Below are 19,524 nucleotides of genomic sequence, written 5' to 3'. Positions count from 1 at the left end.
CGGTGGAGATGCCACCCACGGTGCCGGCCGGCGCCGGGCCGTCGACGATCTCGCCCTCGGCCACCACCACGCCGATGGCGTCGCCCAGCAGCTGCGGCCTCTGGCGCGCGAGGTAGCCCTCGTAGGAGACCTGGCGGAAGGTCTTCCCCTCGCTGTCCTTGGCGCCGCGCTCGATCATCGCCTGGCGCAGCTCGTCGCGGGTCTTGAGGCCGTCGACCAGCTTGCTTTGCAGGGCCAGCTTGGCGGCCTCGCCGCCTGCCGCCGTGAGGCGCTGGGGCAGCTCGTTGATCATCGCCATCACGCTGCCGGCGGGTAGCTTGCGCGCGGTCTCCACGCCCTCGGTGTAGGTGGACCACAGGCCGTTGTAGAGGAAGGCATCGGCCTCGGCGGCAGCGGCCGAGGGCTCGTTGGCGATGAAGGGCTCGGCAAAGCTCTTGTAGGTGCCCACGCGCACGACGTTCACCGCCACGCCCAGCTTGTCGAGCGCGTCGCGGTAGTAGTTCTTGTGGCGGCCGAAGCCCTGCAGGAAGACCATGCCCATCGGGTGCAGGAACACCTCGTCGGCCTGCGCGGCCAGGTAGTACTGGCGCTGGTCGTAGCTGCCGCCCCAGGCCACCACCTGCTTGCCGGCGGCGCGGAAGCGCTGCAGTGCCGCGGCCACCTCGCGCAGGCCGGCCAGGCCACCGCCCGAGAAGTCGTCGAGCACCAGCACGGCGCGGGTGATCTTCGGGTCTTTCGCGGCGGCGTCGAGCACGCTGAGCACGTCGCGCAGCTGGGTGCTGTGCGGGGGCTCGCCCTTGAGCTGTGCCACCGCCGCGTCGCGCAAGCCAGCGGCACTCTGCTCGACCAGCGGGCCGCGCAGGTTGAGCACCAGGGCCGTGTTGTCTTCGAGCCGGGGTGCGCCGCTGGTGAACAGGGCGATGAGAACGACCACCACCACCAGCAGGAAGATGAGGTTGAAGACCGCGCGGCGGCTGGCGTCGACGAAGCTCCAGAAGCGGCCGAACCAGCGGCGGGCGGTGGCGAAAGGGCGTGCGGACATGCGGGGCTCCAGCGGCGTTCGGGGGATGCAGCCACTGTAAGGGCTGCCGCGCGCAGCCGCAGGAACGGCCTGTTTTCCTACAGACGCCCTCCCGTCCCGGGCGTAGAGTCACAAGCGGGTCACAGCTCCCTCCTCCCTCCCTCCCTGAATGCTGTGGCTCATTCGGCGGGCCGCGCGTGAGCGCAGCCCGCTTTTCTTTTGGGCCGCGCTGTTTGGATCGTGCGCACGGCTGTTGAACAATGTGCGCAGATCCACGAGGAGACCGCCCATGTCGATCCGCATCGTCCAACTCGGCCAGCCGCGCGCCGCGGGCGAGGGCCTGCGCCTGGGCACGGTGCGCCGCCCGCCGCGCGGTGTGCCCAAGGCCGAGTTCGCCACGCGCGACTACTACGACACCTGGTTGCCCCAGCTGTCGCCCAGCGACGTGCTGGTCAAGCAGGCGCAAGCGGCCGAAACGGATGCGCAGTGGGCGGCCTTCACCCGCCGCTTCGTGGCCGAGCTGAAGCAGCCCGACGCGGCCCACCTGCTCGACCTGCTGGCCGCGATGTCGCACCAGACGGCCTTCTCGCTCGGCTGCTACTGCGACAACGAAGCGCGCTGCCATCGCTCGGTGCTGCGCACGCTGCTGGCCGAGCGCGGGGCCTTGATCGAGGGGCAGGCCATGAGCCCCGCCCGGCCGCCCGAAGGGGCTCACTCCCGCTTGGCGGGACCGCACGAAGTGCGTAGGGTGCCCCAATGAGCTGGCATCGCTTGGCATTCATCGCTGCGCTGGTGCTGGGCTGCACCGCCGCGTCGGCCCAGAACAGCGCCGTGACCTTCTATGGCGGCGCCCGCTCGGGCGGCACGTTCTACGACGAGCACAACGGCAGCGCCTCGGTCAAGTTCGCCAACGGCGCGGCCTTCGCCATGAGCTACGACTGGCTGATGACCGACGGGCGCCAGGGCCAGGTCTTCTATTCCTTCCAGCACACCTCGCTGCCCGGCTCGGTGCTCGACCGGCCCGAGAAGCTGGTGGTCGACGTGCACTACCTGCATGTGGGCGGGCGGGTGTTCTTCGACGGCGGTGCCACCACGCACGGCGGCTACGTGGTGGGCGGCCTGGGGCTGACGCTCTTCTCGCCCAAGGGCGCTGGGCTCACCTCGGAGCTGCGGCCTTCGGCCAACCTGGGCATCGGCTACCAGTGGATGCTGTCCAAGGAGCTGGCCTTGCGCACCGAGTTGCGCGGCTACCTCACGCTCGTCAACAGCAGCGGCGACTTCTTCTGCTCGGGCGGCTGCGTGGTGGCCATCCGCGGCGACGGGGTGTCGCAGGGCGAGGGCCTGCTGGGGCTGTCGTTCAACTTCTGAGGCTCAGATCGCCAACGGGTCCACGTCGAGCGCCCAGCGCGCCACCGCCTTGTGCTGGCCGCGCAGCGTGGGCAGCTCGGCCATCCAGGGCGTGAGCACGCGCTGCAAGGCGCCGCGCGTGCCGGCCTCCACCAGCATCTGCATGCGCTCCATGTCGGCCACGCGCGAGATGCTGGTCGGCACGGCCGGGTAGATCAGCAGTTCGCTCGCGCCCGGCAGCTGTGAGGCGAGGTCGGCCGCGGCCTGCAGGAAGGCGCGCGCCGCCTCGGCCGTGCGGGCTTCGGCGCGCAGCAAGGCCAGGTGGGCGAAGGGCGGCAGGCCAGCCATCTGCCGCTCCTTGAGCTGGCTGGCCGCGAAGGCCACGTAGTCGTGCTGGCGCAGGGCGGTGTAGATCGGGTGCAGCGGGTGCCAGGTCTGGATCCACATCTCGCTGCGCGCAGCCTGGGCGGCGTCGCGCCCGGCGCGGCCGGCCGCCTGCATCAGCAGCGAGAACAGGCGCTCGGGCGCGCGGAAGTCGCTGCTGAAGAGGGCGCTGTCGGGGCTCACCGCCGCCACCAGCGTGATGCGGCGGAAGTCGTGGCCCTTGGCGATCATCTGCGTGCCCACCAGCACGTCGACCTCGCCGGCATGCACGGCCGAGAGCTGCGCTTCGAGCGTGCCCTTGAGCCGGGTGCTGTCGGCGTCGATGCGGGCCACGCGCGCGCCGGGCAGGCTGGCGGCGAGCTGCTCTTCCAGCCGCTCGGTGCCGCGGCCGATGGGGGCGATGTCGAGGTTGCCGCACTCCGGGCAGGCGCGCGGCACGGCCTGGGTGAAGCCGCAGTGGTGGCAGCGCAGCGTGCGGTCGAGCTTGTGGAACACGCGCCAGGCGCTGCAGTGCGGGCAGCCGCTCTTCCAGGCGCAGGCGCCGCAGTGCAGCACCGGCGCGTAGCCGCGGCGGTTGAGCAGCACCAGGCTTTGCTCGCCGCGCTCGATGCGCCGGGCCAGCGCAGCAACCAGCTGGGGTGACAGGGTGGTGGTGACGCCCGGTGCCTTGGGCAGCAGGTTCATGTCGACCAGCCGCACCGCCGGCAGCACGCCGCCGCCGATGCGGTGGGCCAGCGTGAGCCGGGTGTAGCGCCCTTGCTCGGCACGGTGCCAGGTCTCCAGTGAAGGTGTGGCCGAGCCCAGCACCACGCAGGCGCCTTCGAGCTTGCCGCGATACACGGCCAGGTCGCGCGCCGAGTAGCGCGCGCCTTCCTGCTGCTTGTACGAGGGGTCGTGCTCCTCGTCGACCACGATCAGCCCCAGCCGCGGCAGCGAGGCGAACACCGCCAGCCGCGTGCCCAGCACCAGGTCGGCCCCGCCCAGGTGGGCGGCCAGCCAGTTCTTCAGGCGCTGCGCGGGCGTGAGGCCGCTGTGCAGCGAGACGATGCGGCGGGGCGTGGTTCCACCGCCGAAGCGCTCGGCAAAGCGCGCCTCCAGTTGCGGCGTGAGGTTGATCTCGGGCACCAGCACCAGCACCTGGCGGCCGGCGGCCAGCGCGTCTTCGGCGGCGCGCAGGTAGACCTCGGTCTTGCCGCTGCCGGTGAGGCCGTGCAGCAGCACCACCGGCGCCGCGCCGGGCTTGCTCAGCGCGGCGATCTGCGCCACCGCGGCTGCCTGGTCGGGGCTGAGCTCGGGGCGGACGGGCGGCGGCGCCGGCTCGGCCGGCTTGGCCAGGGCCTTGCGCAGGCGGGCGATGCGGTTGGCGAGTTGGGCGTCGTCGAGCTTGCGCAGTTCGGGTGGCAGCACCGACAAAGCCACCTCGCCCAGCCCGCGCTGGTAGTACGCGGCGCTGAAGGCCACCAACTCGCACCAGCGGGCCGACAGCGGCGGCAGCGCATCCATCACCTGGGCGACGGGCTTCAAGGCGAGCCCGGGTGCGTCGGACGGTTCCCCCGGCCACACGATGCCGGGCACTTCACGTCGACCGAAAGGCACTCGAACCAGGGTTCCTGGGGAGAGCGGGCGCTCGCTCAGATAGTCCAGCGCCGCCTGCAGGCCGCTGTGCTGGGGCGCCTCCACCGCGACGCAAAGACGCTGGCTGTCATCCATGTCGCACGGGGATCAATTTAGCGAGCAAAGTTCAGGCATTCGTGAAAGAGCGCAGGTAAGTGGCTGATTTTCAAAGCCTTTTGAATCTTTCCACGACTCCTGTGGATAACTTTGTGGGGAACCAGCAGAAAATGACGCTAGATCGTTGATTCTTGGGCCTTGGCGCTGCGTTGCCTGCTTTCCAAGCAATTCCGTGCCTCAATGAAATCAAGCACTTAGCGCACTAATACCAAACACGAATGCTGCAATGCATCACGAACCACGGTGTTTTGTCGCATGCCGGGTTTTGGGGATAAGTCAAGCCCTGAGTGCTTGCTCACCGGGAAAGCACTGCACCACGTTCCGAAAAACTGCAACCAGTTGAAACCGGTTTCATGCACGCCGGTGCAGCTGCCGTGAGTGCTCATGAACCGTGTCGACCAGCACCGACACGCTCTCGGGCGGCGTGTGCTGGCTGATGCCGTGGCCCAGGTTGAAGACGTGGCCCCCGCGCAGCCCCTGTCCGTTCTCGGCCGGGCCGAAGCTGTCGAGTGTTTTCACCACCTCGGCGCGGATCTGTTCGGGGTCGGCGAAGAGCACATTGGGGTCGAGATTGCCCTGCAAGGCGACCAGGTTGCCGACGCGGCGGCGCGCGTCGCCCAGGTTGACCGTCCAGTCCAGGCCGACCACGTCGGCGCCGGTGGCGGCGATCTCCTCCAGCCACAGCCCGCCGCCCTTGGTGAAGACGATGTGTGGGATGCGCTGCCCGGCGTGCTCGCGCTTCACCTGCGCCAGCACGCGCCGGGTGTAGTCCAGGCTGAAGGTCTGGAAGGCGCCGTCGGCCAGCACGCCGCCCCAGCTGTCGAAGATCATCACCGCCTGCGCGCCGGCCTCGATCTGGGCGTTGAGGTAGGCCGCCACGGCGTCGGCGTTGACCTGGAGCATGCGGTGCATCAGGTCGGGCCGGCGGTAGAGCATGGTCTTGACCAGCCGGTAGTCGTCGGAGCCGGCGCCTTCGACCATGTAGCAGGCCAGCGTCCAGGGGCTGCCGGAGAAGCCGATCAACGGCACGCGGCCATTGAGCGCCTTGCGGATGGAGGTGACGGCATCGAACACGTAGCGCAGCTTGGCCATGTCGGGCACTTCGAGCGCGGCCACGGCGGCTTCGTCGCGCACCGGCGAGGCGAACTTCGGGCCCTCGCCCATCGCGAAGCTCAGGCCAAGGCCCATGGCGTCGGGCACGGTGAGGATGTCGCTGAACAGGATGGCGGCGTCGAGCTTGTAGCGCTCCAGCGGCTGCAACGTGACCTCGGTGGCGAAGTCGGTGTTGGTCGCCAGGCCCATGAAGCTGCCCGCCTTGGCCCGCGTGGCGCGGTACTCCGGCAGGTAGCGGCCGGCCTGGCGCATCAGCCAGACAGGCGTGTGCTCGGTGGGCAGGCGCAGGCAGGCGCGCAGGAAGCTGTCGTTTTGCAGTGGAGCATTCATCGAAGAATTATCGCCCCCATAATTTCAGCTCCACCCCTGGGAGACACCATGCTTGCTCAGAACGTCCTGCAGACCATCGGCAACACGCCGCACATCCGCATCAACCGCCTGTTCGGCAGCACGCACCACGTGTACGTGAAGAGCGAGCGCGCCAACCCCGGCGGCTCGATCAAGGACCGCATCGCTCTGTCGATGGTCGAGGCGGCCGAGCAAAGCGGCGTGCTCAAGGCCGGCGGCACCATCATCGAGCCCACCTCCGGCAACACCGGTGTGGGCCTGGCGATGGTCGCAGCAGTCAAGGGCTACAAGCTGGTGCTGGTGATGCCCGAGAGCATGAGCGTGGAGCGGCGCCGCCTGATGCTGGCCTATGGCGCGACCTTCGTGCTCACGCCGCGCGAGAAGGGCATGAACGGCGCCATCGCCAAGGCCACCGAGCTGCTCGCCGAAACCCCTGGCGGCTGGATGCCGCAGCAGTTCGACAACCCGGCCAACATCGACGTGCATGTGCGCACCACCGCGCAGGAGATCGCCGCGGCCTTCCCGAGCGGCGTCGAGGCGCTGATCACCGGCGTGGGCACCGGCGGCCACATCACCGGCTGCGCCAAGGTGCTCAAGGCCATGTGGCCCAAGCTGAAGGTGTTCGCGGTGGAGCCCAGCGCCTCGCCGGTCATCAGCGGCGGCAAGCCCAGCCCGCACCCCATCCAGGGCATCGGCGCCGGCTTCATCCCCAAGAACCTGCACACCGACCTGCTCGACGGCGTGATCCAGGTCGAGGCCGAGGCGGCCCGCGAATACGCCCGCCGCTCGGCGCGTGAAGAGGGCTTGCTCGTGGGCATCTCCTCCGGCGCCACGCTGGCTGCGATCGCGCAGAAGCTGCCGGACCTGCCCAAGGGCGCGACGGTGCTGGGCTTCAACTACGACACGGGCGAGCGCTATCTGTCGATCGAAGGCTTCCTGCCCACGGAATGACCGCCCCTCGCTCACCGGGTACGGTGAGCGATCCCCCGAGGGGATCGCCGGCCGGCTTGGGAGCGGCCCGGCGCTCGTCCGGCTCCACTGCGTTCACCTCATGACATGAAACCCCGCGTTCTGATCGTCGAAGACGAACCCGGCATCGCCGACACCCTGCAATACGCGCTGCGCACCGAGGGCTTCGACCCGGCCTGGGTGGCGACCGGCGAGGAAGCCATCGCCTCCGTGCGAGCGCAGCCGCCGGCGCTCGTCATCCTCGACGTGGGCCTGCCCGACACCAGCGGCTTCGAGGTCTTCAAGCGCCTGCGCGAGCTGGCCGACCTGCCGGTGGTCTTCCTCACCGCGCGCAGCGACGAGATCGACCGCGTGGTCGGCCTGGAACTGGGCGCCGACGACTACGTGGCCAAGCCCTTCTCGCCGCGCGAACTGGTGGCGCGCGTGCGCTCCATCCTGCGCCGCAGCGCCAAGCTGCCGGCTGCTCCGCCGGCACCCCCGGTCGTGCCGATCAAGGTCGACGAAGGCAAGCGCCAGATCCGCTTCTACGGCACGCTGCTGGAGTTGTCGCGCTACGAGTTCGGCCTCTTGCAGACCCTTGCCTCGCGCCCGGGCCACGTGTTCAGCCGCGAGACCCTGCTCGACAAGGTGTGGGACGACAACGACAGCCTCGACCGCACCGTCGACGCCCATGTGAAGACGCTGCGCGCCAAGATGAAGCTCGTCGCGCCCACGCTGGAGCCGATTCGCACGCACCGCGGCAGCGGGTATGCGTTGGCGGAAGACCTGCCGGCCTCGTTGCCAGCGTGACCAAGAGAACGCGCATCTTCCTCGGCATCCTGCTGGCCTACGTCATCGGCGTGGGCCTCCTGATGTACCGCCAGCTCGAAGAGATCGACCCGCGCTACCGCGAGTCGGCCGAGGAGTCGTTGGTCGAGACCGCGCAGTTGCTGGCCACGCTGATCGAAGGCGTGTCGCGTGACGGCACCTTGCAGCCCGATGCGCTGGGGCCAGTCTTCCAGGCGCTGTACGCACGGCGCTTCAAGGCCAACATCTATGGCTTCGAAAAGACGCGTGTGGAGATGCGGCTCACCGTGGTCGACCGCGGCGGCACGGTGGTGTTCGACTCCACCAACCGCCAGCTCGGCGCCGACCACTCGCAGTGGCGCGACGTGCGCCTCGCGCTGCAGGGCGAGTACGGCGCGCGCACCTCGCCCGACGTGGAGAACGACGCCCGCACCTCGGTGATGTACGTCGCGGCGCCCATCCGCGTGGCCAACCAGATCATCGGCGCGGTGAGCGTGGGCAAACCGGTCCAGAGCTTCGGCCAGTTCGTGCAGGCGGCGCGCCGCAAGACCATGTGGGTGGGCGCCATCTCGGTGGTGGCGGTGATCCTCTTCGCGGTGATCGTCTCGGTGTGGCTGGTGCGTCCCTTCGGCGTGTTCGCCGACTACGCGCGCTACGTGCGCTCGCAGCGCACGCTCAGCCTGCCGCGGCTGGCCCGGCGCGCGTTCAAGGCGGTGGGCGCCGCCTACGACGAGATGCGCGACGCGCTGGCCGGCCGCAACTACGTGGCCGACTACGTGCAGACGCTCACGCACGAAGTGAAGAGCCCGCTGTCGGCCATCCGCGGTGCGGCCGAACTGCTGCAGGAGCCCATGCCCGATGCCGACCGCGCCCGCTTTGTGGCCAACATCGCGCGCGAGACGCAGCGCATCCAGGAACTGGTCGACCGGATGATGGAACTCACCGCGCTCGAATCGCGGCGCAGCCTCGACGACGCCGCGCCGGTGGCCTTGCGCCCGCTGCTGCAGGAGCTGGTGGCCAGCGCCCAGCCGGCCGCGGCAGCGCGCGGCCTGCGCGTCACGCTGGAAGACGGCGGCGACGCCACGGTGCAGGGCGACGCCTTCCTGCTGCAGCGCGCCCTCTCCAACCTGGTGGACAACGCGCTCGACTTCTCGCCGCCGGGTGGCACGGTCACGCTGGCCCTGCACCGCCACAACGGCCGCGCGGAGCTGACGGTGCGCGACCACGGCCCCGGCATCCCCGACTACGCCGAGGACAAGGTGTTCGAGAAGTTCTATTCGCTGGCGCGCCCGCACTCGCGCAAGAAGAGCACCGGGCTCGGCCTCACCTTCGTGAAGGAGGTCGCCGAGCTGCACGAAGGCCGCGCGTCGCTGCACAACGCGGGCGATGGCGGCGCCATCGCCACCTTGTCGCTGCCCCTCGCCTGACTCACTTCCTCTCGTACACGATCTTCCTCGCGCCGCCCTCGCAGCTGCCCACCACCTTGCGGTCGCCGACCTTGTCGGTGTCGACGATCTCGAGCGTGTAGCCGCTCACCTTCTTCTCTTCGAGCTTGGCGGCGATCTCCGCCTTGAGCTCCTCGCAGGGCTTGCCCGCAGCGAAGGCGGGGGCGGCGGCGAACAGCGAGATGGCGCAGGCGACGGCGATGGATCTGGTGATCATGAGACTCCTCCGGGGTTGAAACGAAGCGCCAGTATCCAGGCTCGCGGGCGCTTCACGCAGGCTTCACAAACCCCAGCTCAGGCTTCAAACCCGCTTCTCAGGCCCGCCCGATTCTTGCCGGCACGCCCACCCGTCGGTGGCGCTGTCTGGAGAAGAAGCCATGCCCCGCCCGCTCGTCCCGTACTCCCCACTCACCTGCACCGGCCGGGTGATGTGGTGCATCGCCCTGTCGATCTTTTCCGCCGTGCTGATGCTGTTCTGGTCGCCGGCGCATGCCGACGATTCGGAGGCGCGGCCGTCGGAGAGCCCGTACTTTGCCGTCAACAGCAACGAGCCCGGCACCGACCGGCTGCCGCTCAAGTCGACGCAGGTCGACGTGCGCATCGCCGGGGTGATCGCCGACGTGACGGTGACGCAGCACTACCGCAACGAAGGCCAGCGCCCGATCGAGGCGCGCTACCTCTTCCCTGCCTCCACGCAGGCCGCGGTGTATGCGATGAACGTGCGCCTGGGCGAGCGCCTGCTCACCGCGCGCATCAAGGAGAAGCAGCAGGCGCGCATCGAGTACCAGGCCGCCAAGCGCGAGGGCAAGACCAGCGCCCTGCTGGAGCAGCAGCGCCCCAACGTGTTCGAGATGAACGTGGCCAACATCCTGCCCGGCGACGACGTGGCGGTGGAGCTGCGCTACACCGAGCTGCTGACGCCGCGCGAGGCGGTGTACGGCTTCGTGTTCCCGACCGTGGTGGGCCCGCGCTACAACAGCGCGGCCAGCACGGCCCCGATCGGCGGCGCCTACCTCAAGGCCGGCGAACCGAGCAACGCCAGCTTCGACATCCGCGTGCGCCTGGACACCCCGGTGCCGGTGAAGGAGATCGCCTCGCCCTCGCACGACATCACGGTCGATGGCACCGGCAGCTGGCACGCCGCGGTGGCGCTCAAGCCCAGCGCGGGCGCCACCAACAACCGCGACTTCATCCTCAACTACCGCCTCGCCGGCGACCGCATCGAGTCGGGCCTGATGCTCTACCGCGCTTCCAACCAAAGAGAGGACGACGGCAGCGAGAACTTCTTCCTCGCCATGGTCGAGCCGCCCAAGGCCGTGTCGGCGCGCCAGATCAACCCGCGCGACTACATCTTCGTGGTCGACATCTCGGGCTCCATGCACGGCTACCCGCTGGAGACGTCCAAGGCCTTGCTGCGCAACCTGATCGGCGGCCTGCGCCCCAGCGACACCTTCAACGTGATGCTGTTCTCGGGCAGCAACCGCATGCTTTCGCCTGCTTCCGTGCCGGCCACGCGCGCCAACATCGAGCAAGCGATCAAAACCATCCAGCAGATGGGCGGCAGCGGCAGCACCGAGATCGTGCCGGCCATCAAGCGCGTGGTCGCGTTGCCGAAGGCCGAGGACGTCTCGCGCAGCATCATCGTCGTGACCGACGGCTACGTGAGCGTCGAGGCCGAGGTGTTCCAGCTCATCCGCCAGAACCTCAACCAGGCCAACGTGTTTGCCTTCGGCATCGGCAGCAGCGTCAACCGCCATCTGATCGAAGGCATGGCGCGCGCCGGGCAGGGCGAGGCCTTCGTCGTCACCAAGCCCGAGCAGGCGGCGGCCCAGGCCGAGCACCTGCGCCGCATCATCGAATCACCGGTGCTCACGCAGGTGAAGGCGCGCTTCGAAGGCCTCGACGTGTACGACGTGGAGCCCTCGCAGCTGCCCGATGTGCTGGGTGGCCGCCCGGTGATCCTGTTCGGCAAGTGGCGCGGCGGCGAGGCCGGCGCGCCGGTCAACGGCAAGCTCATCGTCGAAGGCCGCGCGGCCGACGGCGCCTACCGCAGCGAGCTGAGCACCCAGGGGCGTGAAGACCAGACCTCGTCGGCCCTGCGCCACCTGTGGGCGCGCCAGCGCATCGCGAGCTTGAGCGACCAGGAGGCGCTCGAAGGCGGCAGCGCGCAGAAGGCGGCCATCACCGAGCTGGGCCTGACCTATGGCCTGCTCACGCAGTACACCAGCTTCATCGCAGTGGACCAGCGCGTGCGCAACCCCAACCCGGCGCTGATGCCGAAGGTGGACCAGCCTTCGCCCATGCCCGAGGGCGTGAGCAACGCGGCCATCGGTGCCGAGGTGCCGAGCACGCCCGAGCCGGGCGCGCTGCTGGCCTTGCTGGTGGTTATGGGCATCGTGGCCGCCACGCTGTGGTCGCAACGTCGTCGCGCTTGATGTCATGGCCACCGCGATCGTGATCGACACCCACCCGGCCGGCCGCTGGCTCGGCCGCTTCGAGGCGCTGCCGCCGCTCGCGTGGCTGGGCTTGCAGGCGGCAGCGCTGTGGCCGCACTGGCGCTGGGCCGCCGCGCGCCTGGCCGATGGGTCGGACGACCCGCTGGGCCTGGCCGCACTGGCGGTGCTCGCCGTGTTGGTGTTCAGGCTCGAGCCACAGTTGCGCGGCGAGCCCAAGCCGGGCTGGTTGCTGGCCGCGCTCGCGGCCACCGCGGGCGCCACCGCAGCGGTGTTCGCGCTGCCACCGCTCATCGGCGCGCTGCTGGCCGCGCTGGCATTGGCCTTCGGTCTGCGCGCCTTCATGCCCTCGGGCCAGGCGCTGCTGCCGATGGCCGGCCTCGCGCTGCTCGCCTTGCCGGTGGTGTCGTCACTGCAGTTCTATGCCGGCTACCCGCTGCGCGTGGTGACAGCGCAGTGCAGCACCTGGCTGCTGCAGGCTGCGGGCTTTGCGGCCGAGCGCAGCGGCACCGCGATGCAGGTGAACGGCCAGCTGGTCATCGTCGACGCGCCATGTTCGGGCGTGCAGATGGTGTGGATGGCCTACTTCTGCGCCTTCGCCGTGGCGGCCTTCGCCGGGCTGCGCGACCGGCAGCTGCTGGCACGCCTGCCCTTCGTCGGCATGCTCGTGTTGGTCGGCAACGTGCTGCGCAACAGCGTGCTGGTGGCCTTGGAGGCGCAGCACGCTGCGGTGCCCGAGCTGATGCACCAGGGTGTCGGGCTCGTTGCTCTCGTGGGGGTGTGCAGTGCGGTGGCTTGGGTGATTCATGGAGGCCGCGATGCGCAGGCTTGATGGAATGCAGGGGAAGCTGCTGCTGGCTGCGGTGCTGGCCGTGTGCGGACTCGCGCCGCTGGCGCAACCGCCCACGTCGCAAGCATCGACCGCGCTGGCCGCTCCCGAGTGGCCCACGCAGTGGGAAGGCCACGCCTTGCGTCCGCTGGCGCTGAGTGCGGTGGAGCTGCGCTTTGCGGCGCGCTTCCCCGGCCACATCGCGCGCCTCACCGATGGCGAGCAGGTCGTGGTGCTGCGCGAGGTGCGCCAGCCCACGCGCATGCTGCACCCGGCCGCCGACTGCTACCGCGGCCTGGGCTACCGCATCGCGCAGGCGCAGCTGGAGCGCGATGCGCAGGCGCGGATGTGGCGCTGCTTCGTGGCCGAGCGCGAAGGCCGCCAGCTGCGCGTGTGCGAACGCATCGTCGATGCACAGGGCCAGGCCTACACCGACGCATCGAGCTGGTTCTGGGCGGCGCAGCTCGGCCAATCCACCGGGCCGTGGCAGGCGATCACCACCGCGAGGTCGATGTGAACAACTGGATCAAGCTCACGCTGGGCCTGCTGGCCGGGCTCGCCTTCAGCGCGGTGCTCGCCATCGTGCTGGTGCTGCGCGCCCTCAAGCCGGCACCCGGCGAATGGACACACACGCTGCAGCTCGGCCCCTGGTCGCAGGAGATCAGCGTGCCGGCCGCGCTGCACATCGCCAGCCACCCCTTCGTGCTGCGCCTGCTCGAAGGACGCACGCTGCGCACCCGCTACGGCGCCGTGCAGTGGCAGGCCGTGGCCGCGCCCAACACCTGGCGCGCGGTGTGCGCACCCTGCACCTTCCAGCGCCGCGAGCTGGGGCGCGAGGCGATCCGCCTGTCGCGTGTCGAGTTCACCGTGGTGCCCGACATGGAGATGCGTCTGCAGGGCAGCTTCGCGCTCGGCGATGCGCCGCAGGCGCTGCAGGGCCGCTGGTCGTCGCGCATCGAGAAGCACCAGCTCACGCTCAGCTTCAGCGTGGCCGACGAGCCCGCGGCACGCGCTTTTGCGCTCTTTGCGCGCGACATCCCCGAGCTGGGCCAGGCGCAGATCGAAGGCCGGCTCAGTGCCAAGGCGCAATGGGTGCTGCCGGCGAACGAGTTCGCGCTCAAGCCGCGCATCGACGGCCTGCGCGTGGCCGGCCTGGGCACCGAAGCGCTGCTCAACGCACAGCCCGCCTGCGGCGAGGCGGATGGCTTTGGCACCTGGCTGCCGCGCGCCGTGATCGCGGCCGAGGACCAGCGCTTCTACGAGCACGCAGGCTTCGACATGTCCGAGATCATGGCGGCGTGGTCCGGCCCGAACGCGGGCGAGATGCCGCGCGGTGCCAGCACGCTGCCGCAGCAGCTCGCCAAGCTGCTCTACACCGGCGACAGCCGCAGCCACGGCCGCAAGCTGCGCGAGCTGCTGTATGCGGTGGAACTCGACCGCACGCTGGGCAAGGCGCGTGCGTTGAACCTCTACCTCGCCATCGCACCCTGGGGCGACGGCCGCTGCGGCGCCCACGCCGCCGCCCACCACTACCTGCGCAAGGCCCCTGAGGCACTCACGCCGATGGAAGCGGTGTGGCTGGCCACGTTGCTGCACAACCCCGACCGCGAACTCGCGCAACTCGCGCGCAACGGTGTGGTGAATGCCGAGCGCGTCGACTGGGTGGCCGACCAGCTGCGCCCGGTGCCTCGCCGCGAGCGCGAACGCCTGCGCGAGGCAGCGGCGCGGTGGCAACCGCCACGCGTGGCGCTCACAGCCGCGATGGCTGTGGCTGCGTCTCAGGCAGCGGCTGGCCGCTGAGCCACTGCGTGGCCACGTGCGCGGCGTGACGGGCCTGCGCCGCAGCCCACACCCATTCGGGCGGCACGACGCGCGTTCCGGGCGGCGAGGCCGGCAGCTGCGCGGCGATCCGCGCCGCGAACTGCGCGACCTTGGCTGCGCGCACCGGGCGCTCGTGCTGCGGCACCATCATCTGCAGCTGCGAGAGCATCCAGTGCGCCAGGCGCTCGGGGGCGCGTGCCGGGCGGGCGGGGTTCGGGGCCTGCGCCGAGCGCATGAAGACCAGGTGGTCGAAGCCGAGCTGGGCGACGGCGTGCTCGTCGAGATTGGCCAGGCCGCGCTTCAAGGCCTCGGGCAGGCTGGTCGGCGCATGCGGCATCACCACCAGCAGGTGGCGCACGCCGCGTGCCTTCAGGCCGGCGGCGAGCGCGGGGAGGCTGTCGGGCAGCGGCTTGAAGAAGGCCTCGTCGCGGCCATTGGCGCCGCGCTCGCGGTCGAAGACGACGATGGCGCTGCGCTCGGGTGCGGCGTGTGCATCGAGCGGCCAGCGTACGGTGTGCAAGCCGCGCAAGGCCGTTTGCAGCGGATGTGTCACCAGCACACTCACCTGTGCGAAGTGGCGCTCGCCCAACAGCTGCTCCAGCAGGGCCGAGCCCAGCACCCCGCCGCCACCGGCGACCAGCACCTGCGGGCCGGCCGCACGGCGCGGTGCGGCGGGCGCATGGCCTGCCCGCAAGGCGTCATGGATGAGCGACATGATCGCCAGTATCGCCCTACCCTTGAATTGCGGGGCGCGCACCCCATGTCGGGCGCGAGTAGCATCCACCCCGCCCACTGGCTCGAAAGGACACACGATGATTCGCAGACTCTGGCTTGCCGCCTTCGCCCTCGCTGCCGTGCTCGGTCTCTCCGGCTGCGGCTACAACGACTTCCAGCGCCTGGACGAGCAGACCAAGGCCGCCTGGTCCGAGGTGCTCAACCAGTACCAGCGCCGTGCCGACCTCATCCCCAACATCGTGGCCACCGTCAAGGGTGAGGCCAACTTCGAGCAGGAGACGCTGACCAAGGTGGTGGAGGCGCGTGCCAAGGCCACCAGCATCCAGGTCACGCCCGAGACGCTCAACAACCCGGAGGCCTTCGACAAGTTCCAGAAGGCGCAGGGCGAACTGAGCGGCGCGCTGAGCCGGCTGCTGGTCGTCAGCGAGAACTACCCCAACCTGAAAGCCAACCAGGGCTTCCAGGACCTGCGCGTGCAGCTCGAAGGCACCGAGAACCGCATCACCGTGGCGCGCAACCGCTACATCAAGGCGGTGGCCGAGTACAACGTGCTGGCGCGCAGCTTCCCCACCAACCTCACCGGCAAGATCTTCGGCTACGCACCCAAGCCCAGCTTCACGGTGCAGAACGAGGCGCAGATCTCCGCGCCACCTGCCGTCAACTTCGACAAGCCGGCTTCGAAGTAAGACGCCGCGGTGATGCTGCGCTGGCTCGTCGCCCTGCTCGCGGCGCTGTGCCTGCCACTGGCACAGGCGCTGGCGCAGGACGTGCAGCCCGTGCCGCCGCTGTCGGGCCGCGTGATCGACCAGACCGGCACGCTCACCGCGGTGCAGGTGCAGGCGCTGTCGGCCAAGCTCGAAGGCGTCGAGCGCGAGCGCGGCTCCCAGATCGTCGTGCTGATGGTGGCCAGCACGCAGCCCGAAGACATCGCCGCCTACGCGCAGCGTGTGGGCGAGGCCTGGAAGATCGGCCGCCGCGACGTGGGCGACGGGCTGCTCATCGTCGTGGCCAAGAACGACCGCAAGGTGCGCATCGAGGTGGCCAAGGCGCTCGAAGGTGCGGTGCCCGACCTTGCCGCCAAGCAGATCATCAACGAGCGCATCACGCCGGCCTTCAAGGCGGGCGACTTCGCCGGTGGCCTGAACGCCGCCGTCGACCGGCTGGCCCAGCGCATCGGCACCGAAGGCCTGCCCGAGCCCAGCGCCGAGACGCGCACGCCGCGTGGCGGTGACGGCGGCTTCGACCTCGAAAGCATGGCGATCTTCTTCTTCGTCGGCGTGCCCATCCTCGGCGCGGTGCTCACCGGGGTGCTGGGGCGCAAGCTCGGCTCGCTGGCCACCGCCGGCGCGGCGGGGGGCCTGGGGTGGCTCCTCACGACCAGCCTGCTGGTCGCGGCGGGCGCCGGCCTGGTCGCGCTGTTCCTGGTCGGCGTGATGGGCGTGGGCTCGCGACGGGGTGGCGGGCCCATCATCTGGGGCGGCGGCGGAGGTGGCGGGGGCTTCGGCTCCGGGGGCGGCGGCGGTGGCTTCAGCTCGGGCGGTGGCGGTGACTTCGGCGGCGGCGGCGCTTCAGGAGACTGGTAGAGATGAAACCCCCATGCTCATTTCATTCGCTGCCCCCCGAGGGGGCGCACAAGGCCCTTCGGGCGGCCGGGCGGGCCTTCTGATGAGCAAGTGGCAGCGCATCCTCAAGCACCGCCTCGTCGACGAGGCCGACGCCCGCCGCGCCCTCGGTGACGCAGCCCTGCAGCGCCTGCAGGAGCGCGTGCGCGCCAGCGAGCGGCTGCACAGCGGCGAGATCCGCATCTGCGTGGAGGCCAGCCTGCCGCTGTCCTACCTGTGGCGCAACGCATCGGCGCGCCAGCGCGCGGTCGCCATGTTCGGCAAGCTGCGCGTGTGGGACACCGAGCACAACAACGGCGTGCTGATCTACCTGCTGCTGGCCGAGCACGCCATCGAGATCGTGGCCGACCGCGGCATCAACCGGCTCGTCCCACCCGCGCAGTGGGCCGAGCTGGCGGCGCGCATGGCCGCCGCCTTCCGCGAGCGCCGCTTCGCCGAGGGGCTGGCGGCCGCGGTCGACGAGGTGCATGCGCTGCTGGTCACCCACTTCCCGCTCGCGCCCGGCGCGGCCAACCCCAACGAGCTGCCCGACACTGTGGTCGTGCGGTAGAACAATGACTGACCCCACCGAGGAGAACTCCATGGCCGTGCCCGAAGAGGTTGTCGTCCCCGTTGCCACCGACCCGCCGCGCCCTGGTGTGCACACGGTGGTGGTCCGGCGTGACCTGACCCGCAACCTGCTGGCCATTCTCGTGATCGGCGTGCTGATCGTCGGTTCGTTCTGGGTGCTGCGGCCCTTCCTCCTGCCCGGGCTGTGGGCGATGACCATCGTCGTGGCCACCTGGCCGGTGATGCTGTGGCTGCAGGCCAAGCTGCGCCGGCGGGCACTGGCGGTGGCCCTCATGACGCTGGCGATCCTGCTCGTCTTCGTCGGCCCCGTCGTGCTGGCGGTGGAGACACTGGTCTCGCACACCGACACCATCACCGGCTGGTTCCAGTCGCTGGCCACGGCGCAGATCCCGCCGCCGCCCGACTGGGTGCGCGGCCTCCCGCTCGTGGGCGAGAAGATCGCGCAGCTGTGGGTCGACATCGCGGCCGCCGGCAAGGGCGAGCTCGCGGCGCGCGTGGCGCCCTACGCTTCCAAGGTGGCGCAGTGGGCGGCCTCGCTGCTTGGCAGCGTGGGCCTGCTGGTGGTGCAGCTGCTGCTGACCATCGTGCTCTCGGTGGTGCTCTATGCCAACGGCGAGACGGCGCGCGATGCGCTCATCCGCTTCGGCCGCCGGCTGGCCGGCGAGAGCGGCGGCGAGGTGGTGGTGCTGGCCGGGCGCGCCATCCGCGCCGTGGCGCTGGGCGTGGTGGTCACGGCACTGGTGCAGTCGCTGCTGGCCGGGCTGGGCCTGGCGGTGGCCGGCGTGCCGTTTGCCTCGCTGCTCACCGCGGCCATCCTGGTGCTGTGCATCGCGCAGCTGGGGCCGGTGATCGTGCTGCTGCCGGCCGTGGGCTGGTTGTACTGGAGCGGCCAGCCGACATGGGGCACCGTGCTGCTGGTCTGGACGGTGATCGTGGGCGCGCTCGACAACGTGCTGCGCCCGCTGTTGATCCGCCTGGGTGGCGCCGACCTGCCGCTGCTGCTGATCTTCGGCGGCGTCATCGGCGGCCTGTTCGCCTTCGGCATCGTGGGCCTGTTCATCGGCCCGGTGGTGCTGGCGGTGGCCTACACGCTGCTGCAGCGCTGGATGGATCCGTCGGTCGCAGGCTGACTTGCTTCGGAGACCCTGATGATGAAGCGCGTGATTCTCCTGATGGTGACGGCCCTGGCCGCGGGCCCGGTGCTGGCGCAGACCGCGCCGCCGATCAAACCCGGCCTGTGGCAGGTGCACAGCGAGCGCGAGATCGACGGCAAGAAGGCACCCGACCTCGGCGAGCAGCTCAAGGGCATGTCGCCGGCGATGCGCGAGCGCATGGCGGCCAACATGAAGCAGCACGGCATCGACATCAGCGGCCCACCCGGGCAGATGAAGATCTGCCAGACGCGCGAAGCGCTCGACGCCGGCAAGTGGCAGGGCGAACAGGGCCAGTGCAAGACCGACTTCGGCAGCCGCAGCAACAGCGCCTGGAAATGGAAGTCCACCTGCAGCCAGCCCGAGTCGGTGACGGTGGGCGAGGCGGCCTTCGCCAACCCCGAGAACTACACCGTCAAGAGCACCACCACCATGGCGATGCAGGGCCAGAGCCACGTCACCAGGATGACGCTCAAGGCCAAGTGGCTGGGGGGCGACTGTGGTGACCTGAAGCCGATGCAGCCGCCGCCGGCCGCGCCGCCGCAGCCGAAGCAGTGAGGCCCTAGCCCATCGCGACCCAGGCGCCGCCCCGCGCCGACGACTCGAGCACCCGCTCGATGAAGCGCACGCCGCGCACGCCGTCGGCCAGCGTGGGGTAGTCGGCGCGCAGCGGGTCGGCCGCCACGCCAGCCTGGCGTGCACGGATGTCGGCGGCCACGCCCAGGTAGATGTTGGCGAAGGCCTCGATGAAGGCCTCCGGGTGGCCAGAGGGCAGGCGCGTGGCGTTCTTCGCCGCCTCGCTCAGGCCCGGCGAGCCGCGCGTGAGGATGCGGCGCGCGCCGTCGATGGGCGAGTGCACCAGGTGGTTGGGGTCTTCCTGCCGCCAGTCGAGCGCGCCAAGGCTTCCGAACACGCGCAGGCGGATGTCGTTCTCGCAGCCGGTCTCGACCTGCGAGGCCATCAGCACGCCGCGTGCGCCGTTGCTCATGCGCAGGAGCACGCTCGCGTCATCGTCGAGCCGGCGGCCGGGGATGAAGGCGGTGAGCTCGGCGCACAGGCTGTCGATCGCCAGGCCCGTGACGGTGACCAGGAGGTTCTCGGCATGCGTGCCCACGTCGGCCAACGCGCCGCCGGGCCCGCTGCGTGCGGGGTCGGTGCGCCAGGCGCCGCCGATGTCGCCGGTGCTGAGTTGCGGTGCG

Annotated in this window: 19 protein-coding genes and 1 pseudogene; 14 read left to right on the top strand and 6 right to left on the bottom strand. The window is 70.3% G+C overall.

What is annotated here, in order from left to right; genetic code table 11:
* On the bottom strand, positions 1–1,042 hold a 1,042-nt coding region (locus tag VFL64_RS22365; RefSeq protein WP_489542595.1), incomplete at its 3' end, for a S49 family peptidase.
* Between the two features lie 268 nt (positions 1,043–1,310).
* On the opposite strand from VFL64_RS22365, the pseudogene VFL64_RS22360 reads away from it, so the two are divergent.
* Positions 1,311–1,703, top strand: a pseudogene (locus tag VFL64_RS22360) (DUF488 domain-containing protein); the annotation flags it as partial.
* Positions 1,704–1,777: 74 nt separating this feature from the next.
* The gene (locus VFL64_RS22355) at positions 1,778–2,389 is read left to right on the top strand and encodes a hypothetical protein (RefSeq protein WP_489542594.1); all 612 of its coding nucleotides are present in this window, start codon (positions 1,778–1,780) and stop codon (positions 2,387–2,389) included.
* A gap of 3 nt (positions 2,390–2,392) precedes the next feature.
* Here the strand turns inward: VFL64_RS22355 and VFL64_RS22350 are convergent, their stop codons facing one another.
* Together VFL64_RS22350 and hemE are read right to left on the bottom strand one after the other, a co-directional pair.
* On the bottom strand, positions 2,393–4,462 hold the full coding sequence (locus tag VFL64_RS22350; protein WP_489542593.1) for a primosomal protein N': 2,070 nt from the start codon (positions 4,460–4,462) through the stop codon (positions 2,393–2,395).
* A gap of 372 nt (positions 4,463–4,834) precedes the next feature.
* Positions 4,835–5,926 (bottom strand): uroporphyrinogen decarboxylase, encoded by a 1,092-nt coding sequence (gene hemE, locus VFL64_RS22345; protein WP_489542592.1) that lies wholly within the window; start codon positions 5,924–5,926, stop codon positions 4,835–4,837.
* 48 nt (positions 5,927–5,974) lie between these two features.
* On the opposite strand from hemE, the gene cysK reads away from it, so the two are divergent.
* The 3 genes from cysK (at position 5,975) to creC (ending at position 9,126) form a co-directional block, all read left to right on the top strand.
* Positions 5,975–6,895, top strand: a complete 921-nt coding sequence (gene cysK / locus VFL64_RS22340) for a cysteine synthase A (protein ID WP_489542591.1) — start codon at positions 5,975–5,977, stop codon at positions 6,893–6,895.
* A 105-nt stretch (positions 6,896–7,000) separates the two neighbouring features.
* Positions 7,001–7,702, top strand: a complete 702-nt coding sequence (gene creB, locus VFL64_RS22335; RefSeq protein ID WP_489542590.1) for a two-component system response regulator CreB — start codon at positions 7,001–7,003, stop codon at positions 7,700–7,702.
* Positions 7,699–9,126, top strand: a complete 1,428-nt coding sequence (gene creC, locus VFL64_RS22330; protein WP_489542589.1) for a two-component system sensor histidine kinase CreC — start codon at positions 7,699–7,701, stop codon at positions 9,124–9,126. Before creB ends, creC begins: the two co-directional genes overlap by 4 nt.
* Before the next feature lies 1 nt (position 9,127).
* Here the strand turns inward: creC and VFL64_RS22325 are convergent, their stop codons facing one another.
* Positions 9,128–9,361 (bottom strand): DUF1161 domain-containing protein, encoded by a 234-nt coding sequence (locus VFL64_RS22325; RefSeq protein ID WP_489542588.1) that lies wholly within the window; start codon positions 9,359–9,361, stop codon positions 9,128–9,130.
* A 160-nt stretch (positions 9,362–9,521) separates the two neighbouring features.
* Between VFL64_RS22325 and VFL64_RS22320 the strand changes: the two genes are divergently transcribed.
* Genes VFL64_RS22320 through VFL64_RS22305 form a run of 4 tightly spaced genes read left to right on the top strand, consistent with a single transcriptional unit; the run spans position 9,522 to position 14,226 of the window.
* Positions 9,522–11,579 (top strand): VIT and vWA domain-containing protein, encoded by a 2,058-nt coding sequence (locus VFL64_RS22320; RefSeq protein ID WP_489542587.1) that lies wholly within the window; start codon positions 9,522–9,524, stop codon positions 11,577–11,579.
* A gap of 4 nt (positions 11,580–11,583) precedes the next feature.
* Positions 11,584–12,429 carry an exosortase Q gene (gene xrtQ, locus VFL64_RS22315; protein ID WP_489542586.1) on the top strand — a complete coding sequence of 282 codons (846 nt, stop codon included), beginning with the start codon at positions 11,584–11,586 and terminating at the stop codon, positions 12,427–12,429.
* The gene (locus VFL64_RS22310) at positions 12,416–12,943 is read left to right on the top strand and encodes a hypothetical protein (protein ID WP_489542585.1); all 528 of its coding nucleotides are present in this window, start codon (positions 12,416–12,418) and stop codon (positions 12,941–12,943) included. The genes xrtQ and VFL64_RS22310 overlap by 14 nt, the downstream gene beginning before the upstream one ends.
* Positions 12,940–14,226: a biosynthetic peptidoglycan transglycosylase gene (locus VFL64_RS22305; protein WP_489542584.1), complete on the top strand. Its 1,287-nt coding sequence runs from the start codon at positions 12,940–12,942 to the stop codon at positions 14,224–14,226. Before VFL64_RS22310 ends, VFL64_RS22305 begins: the two co-directional genes overlap by 4 nt.
* Here the strand turns inward: VFL64_RS22305 and VFL64_RS22300 are convergent.
* The gene (locus VFL64_RS22300) at positions 14,177–14,962 is read right to left on the bottom strand and encodes a Rossmann-fold NAD(P)-binding domain-containing protein (protein ID WP_489542583.1); all 786 of its coding nucleotides are present in this window, start codon (positions 14,960–14,962) and stop codon (positions 14,177–14,179) included. The genes VFL64_RS22305 and VFL64_RS22300 overlap by 50 nt on opposite strands.
* 97 nt (positions 14,963–15,059) lie before the next feature.
* Between VFL64_RS22300 and VFL64_RS22295 the strand changes: the two genes are divergently transcribed.
* The 5 genes from VFL64_RS22295 (at position 15,060) to VFL64_RS22275 (ending at position 18,883) form a co-directional block, all read left to right on the top strand.
* The gene (locus VFL64_RS22295; RefSeq protein WP_489542582.1) at positions 15,060–15,668 is read left to right on the top strand and encodes a LemA family protein; all 609 of its coding nucleotides are present in this window, start codon (positions 15,060–15,062) and stop codon (positions 15,666–15,668) included.
* 12 nt (positions 15,669–15,680) lie between these two features.
* Positions 15,681–16,565, top strand: a complete 885-nt coding sequence (locus tag VFL64_RS22290; RefSeq protein WP_489542581.1) for a TPM domain-containing protein — start codon at positions 15,681–15,683, stop codon at positions 16,563–16,565.
* Between the two features lie 82 nt (positions 16,566–16,647).
* Positions 16,648–17,154 (top strand): TPM domain-containing protein, encoded by a 507-nt coding sequence (locus tag VFL64_RS22285; RefSeq protein ID WP_489542580.1) that lies wholly within the window; start codon positions 16,648–16,650, stop codon positions 17,152–17,154.
* Positions 17,155–17,185: 31 nt separating this feature from the next.
* On the top strand, positions 17,186–18,304 hold the full coding sequence (gene ydiK / locus VFL64_RS22280) for an AI-2E family transporter YdiK (RefSeq protein ID WP_489542579.1): 1,119 nt from the start codon (positions 17,186–17,188) through the stop codon (positions 18,302–18,304).
* 18 nt (positions 18,305–18,322) lie between these two features.
* On the top strand, positions 18,323–18,883 hold the full coding sequence (locus tag VFL64_RS22275; protein WP_489542578.1) for a DUF3617 domain-containing protein: 561 nt from the start codon (positions 18,323–18,325) through the stop codon (positions 18,881–18,883).
* Positions 18,884–18,887: 4 nt separating this feature from the next.
* Here the strand turns inward: VFL64_RS22275 and VFL64_RS22270 are convergent.
* Positions 18,888–19,524: Gfo/Idh/MocA family protein (locus VFL64_RS22270; protein WP_489542577.1), on the bottom strand; the 637-nt coding region annotated here is incomplete at its 5' end.

It is taken from the genome of Rhizobacter sp. (assembly GCF_035702065.1).
Classification (GTDB): domain Bacteria; phylum Pseudomonadota; class Gammaproteobacteria; order Burkholderiales; family Burkholderiaceae_C; genus Rhizobacter.
The sequence above is the reverse complement of the archived record's forward strand: the minus strand, read 5'-3'. Positions and strand labels throughout refer to the sequence as shown.

Coding starts and splice junctions, on each gene's coding strand:
- VFL64_RS22295 (WP_489542582.1), top strand. CDS start 15,060: ATGATTCGCAGACTCTGGCTTGCCGCCTTCGCCCTCGCTGCCGTGCTC.
- VFL64_RS22300 (WP_489542583.1), bottom strand. CDS start 14,962: ATGTCGCTCATCCATGACGCCTTGCGGGCAGGCCATGCGCCCGCCGCA.
- VFL64_RS22355 (WP_489542594.1), top strand. CDS start 1,778: ATGAGCTGGCATCGCTTGGCATTCATCGCTGCGCTGGTGCTGGGCTGC.
- creB (WP_489542590.1), top strand. CDS start 7,001: ATGAAACCCCGCGTTCTGATCGTCGAAGACGAACCCGGCATCGCCGAC.
- VFL64_RS22320 (WP_489542587.1), top strand. CDS start 9,522: ATGCCCCGCCCGCTCGTCCCGTACTCCCCACTCACCTGCACCGGCCGG.
- xrtQ (WP_489542586.1), top strand. CDS start 11,584: ATGGCCACCGCGATCGTGATCGACACCCACCCGGCCGGCCGCTGGCTC.
- VFL64_RS22310 (WP_489542585.1), top strand. CDS start 12,416: ATGCGCAGGCTTGATGGAATGCAGGGGAAGCTGCTGCTGGCTGCGGTG.
- VFL64_RS22285 (WP_489542580.1), top strand. CDS start 16,648: ATGAGCAAGTGGCAGCGCATCCTCAAGCACCGCCTCGTCGACGAGGCC.
- cysK (WP_489542591.1), top strand. CDS start 5,975: ATGCTTGCTCAGAACGTCCTGCAGACCATCGGCAACACGCCGCACATC.
- ydiK (WP_489542579.1), top strand. CDS start 17,186: ATGGCCGTGCCCGAAGAGGTTGTCGTCCCCGTTGCCACCGACCCGCCG.
- VFL64_RS22325 (WP_489542588.1), bottom strand. CDS start 9,361: ATGATCACCAGATCCATCGCCGTCGCCTGCGCCATCTCGCTGTTCGCC.
- VFL64_RS22350 (WP_489542593.1), bottom strand. CDS start 4,462: ATGGATGACAGCCAGCGTCTTTGCGTCGCGGTGGAGGCGCCCCAGCAC.
- hemE (WP_489542592.1), bottom strand. CDS start 5,926: ATGAATGCTCCACTGCAAAACGACAGCTTCCTGCGCGCCTGCCTGCGC.
- VFL64_RS22290 (WP_489542581.1), top strand. CDS start 15,681: ATGCTGCGCTGGCTCGTCGCCCTGCTCGCGGCGCTGTGCCTGCCACTG.
- VFL64_RS22275 (WP_489542578.1), top strand. CDS start 18,323: ATGATGAAGCGCGTGATTCTCCTGATGGTGACGGCCCTGGCCGCGGGC.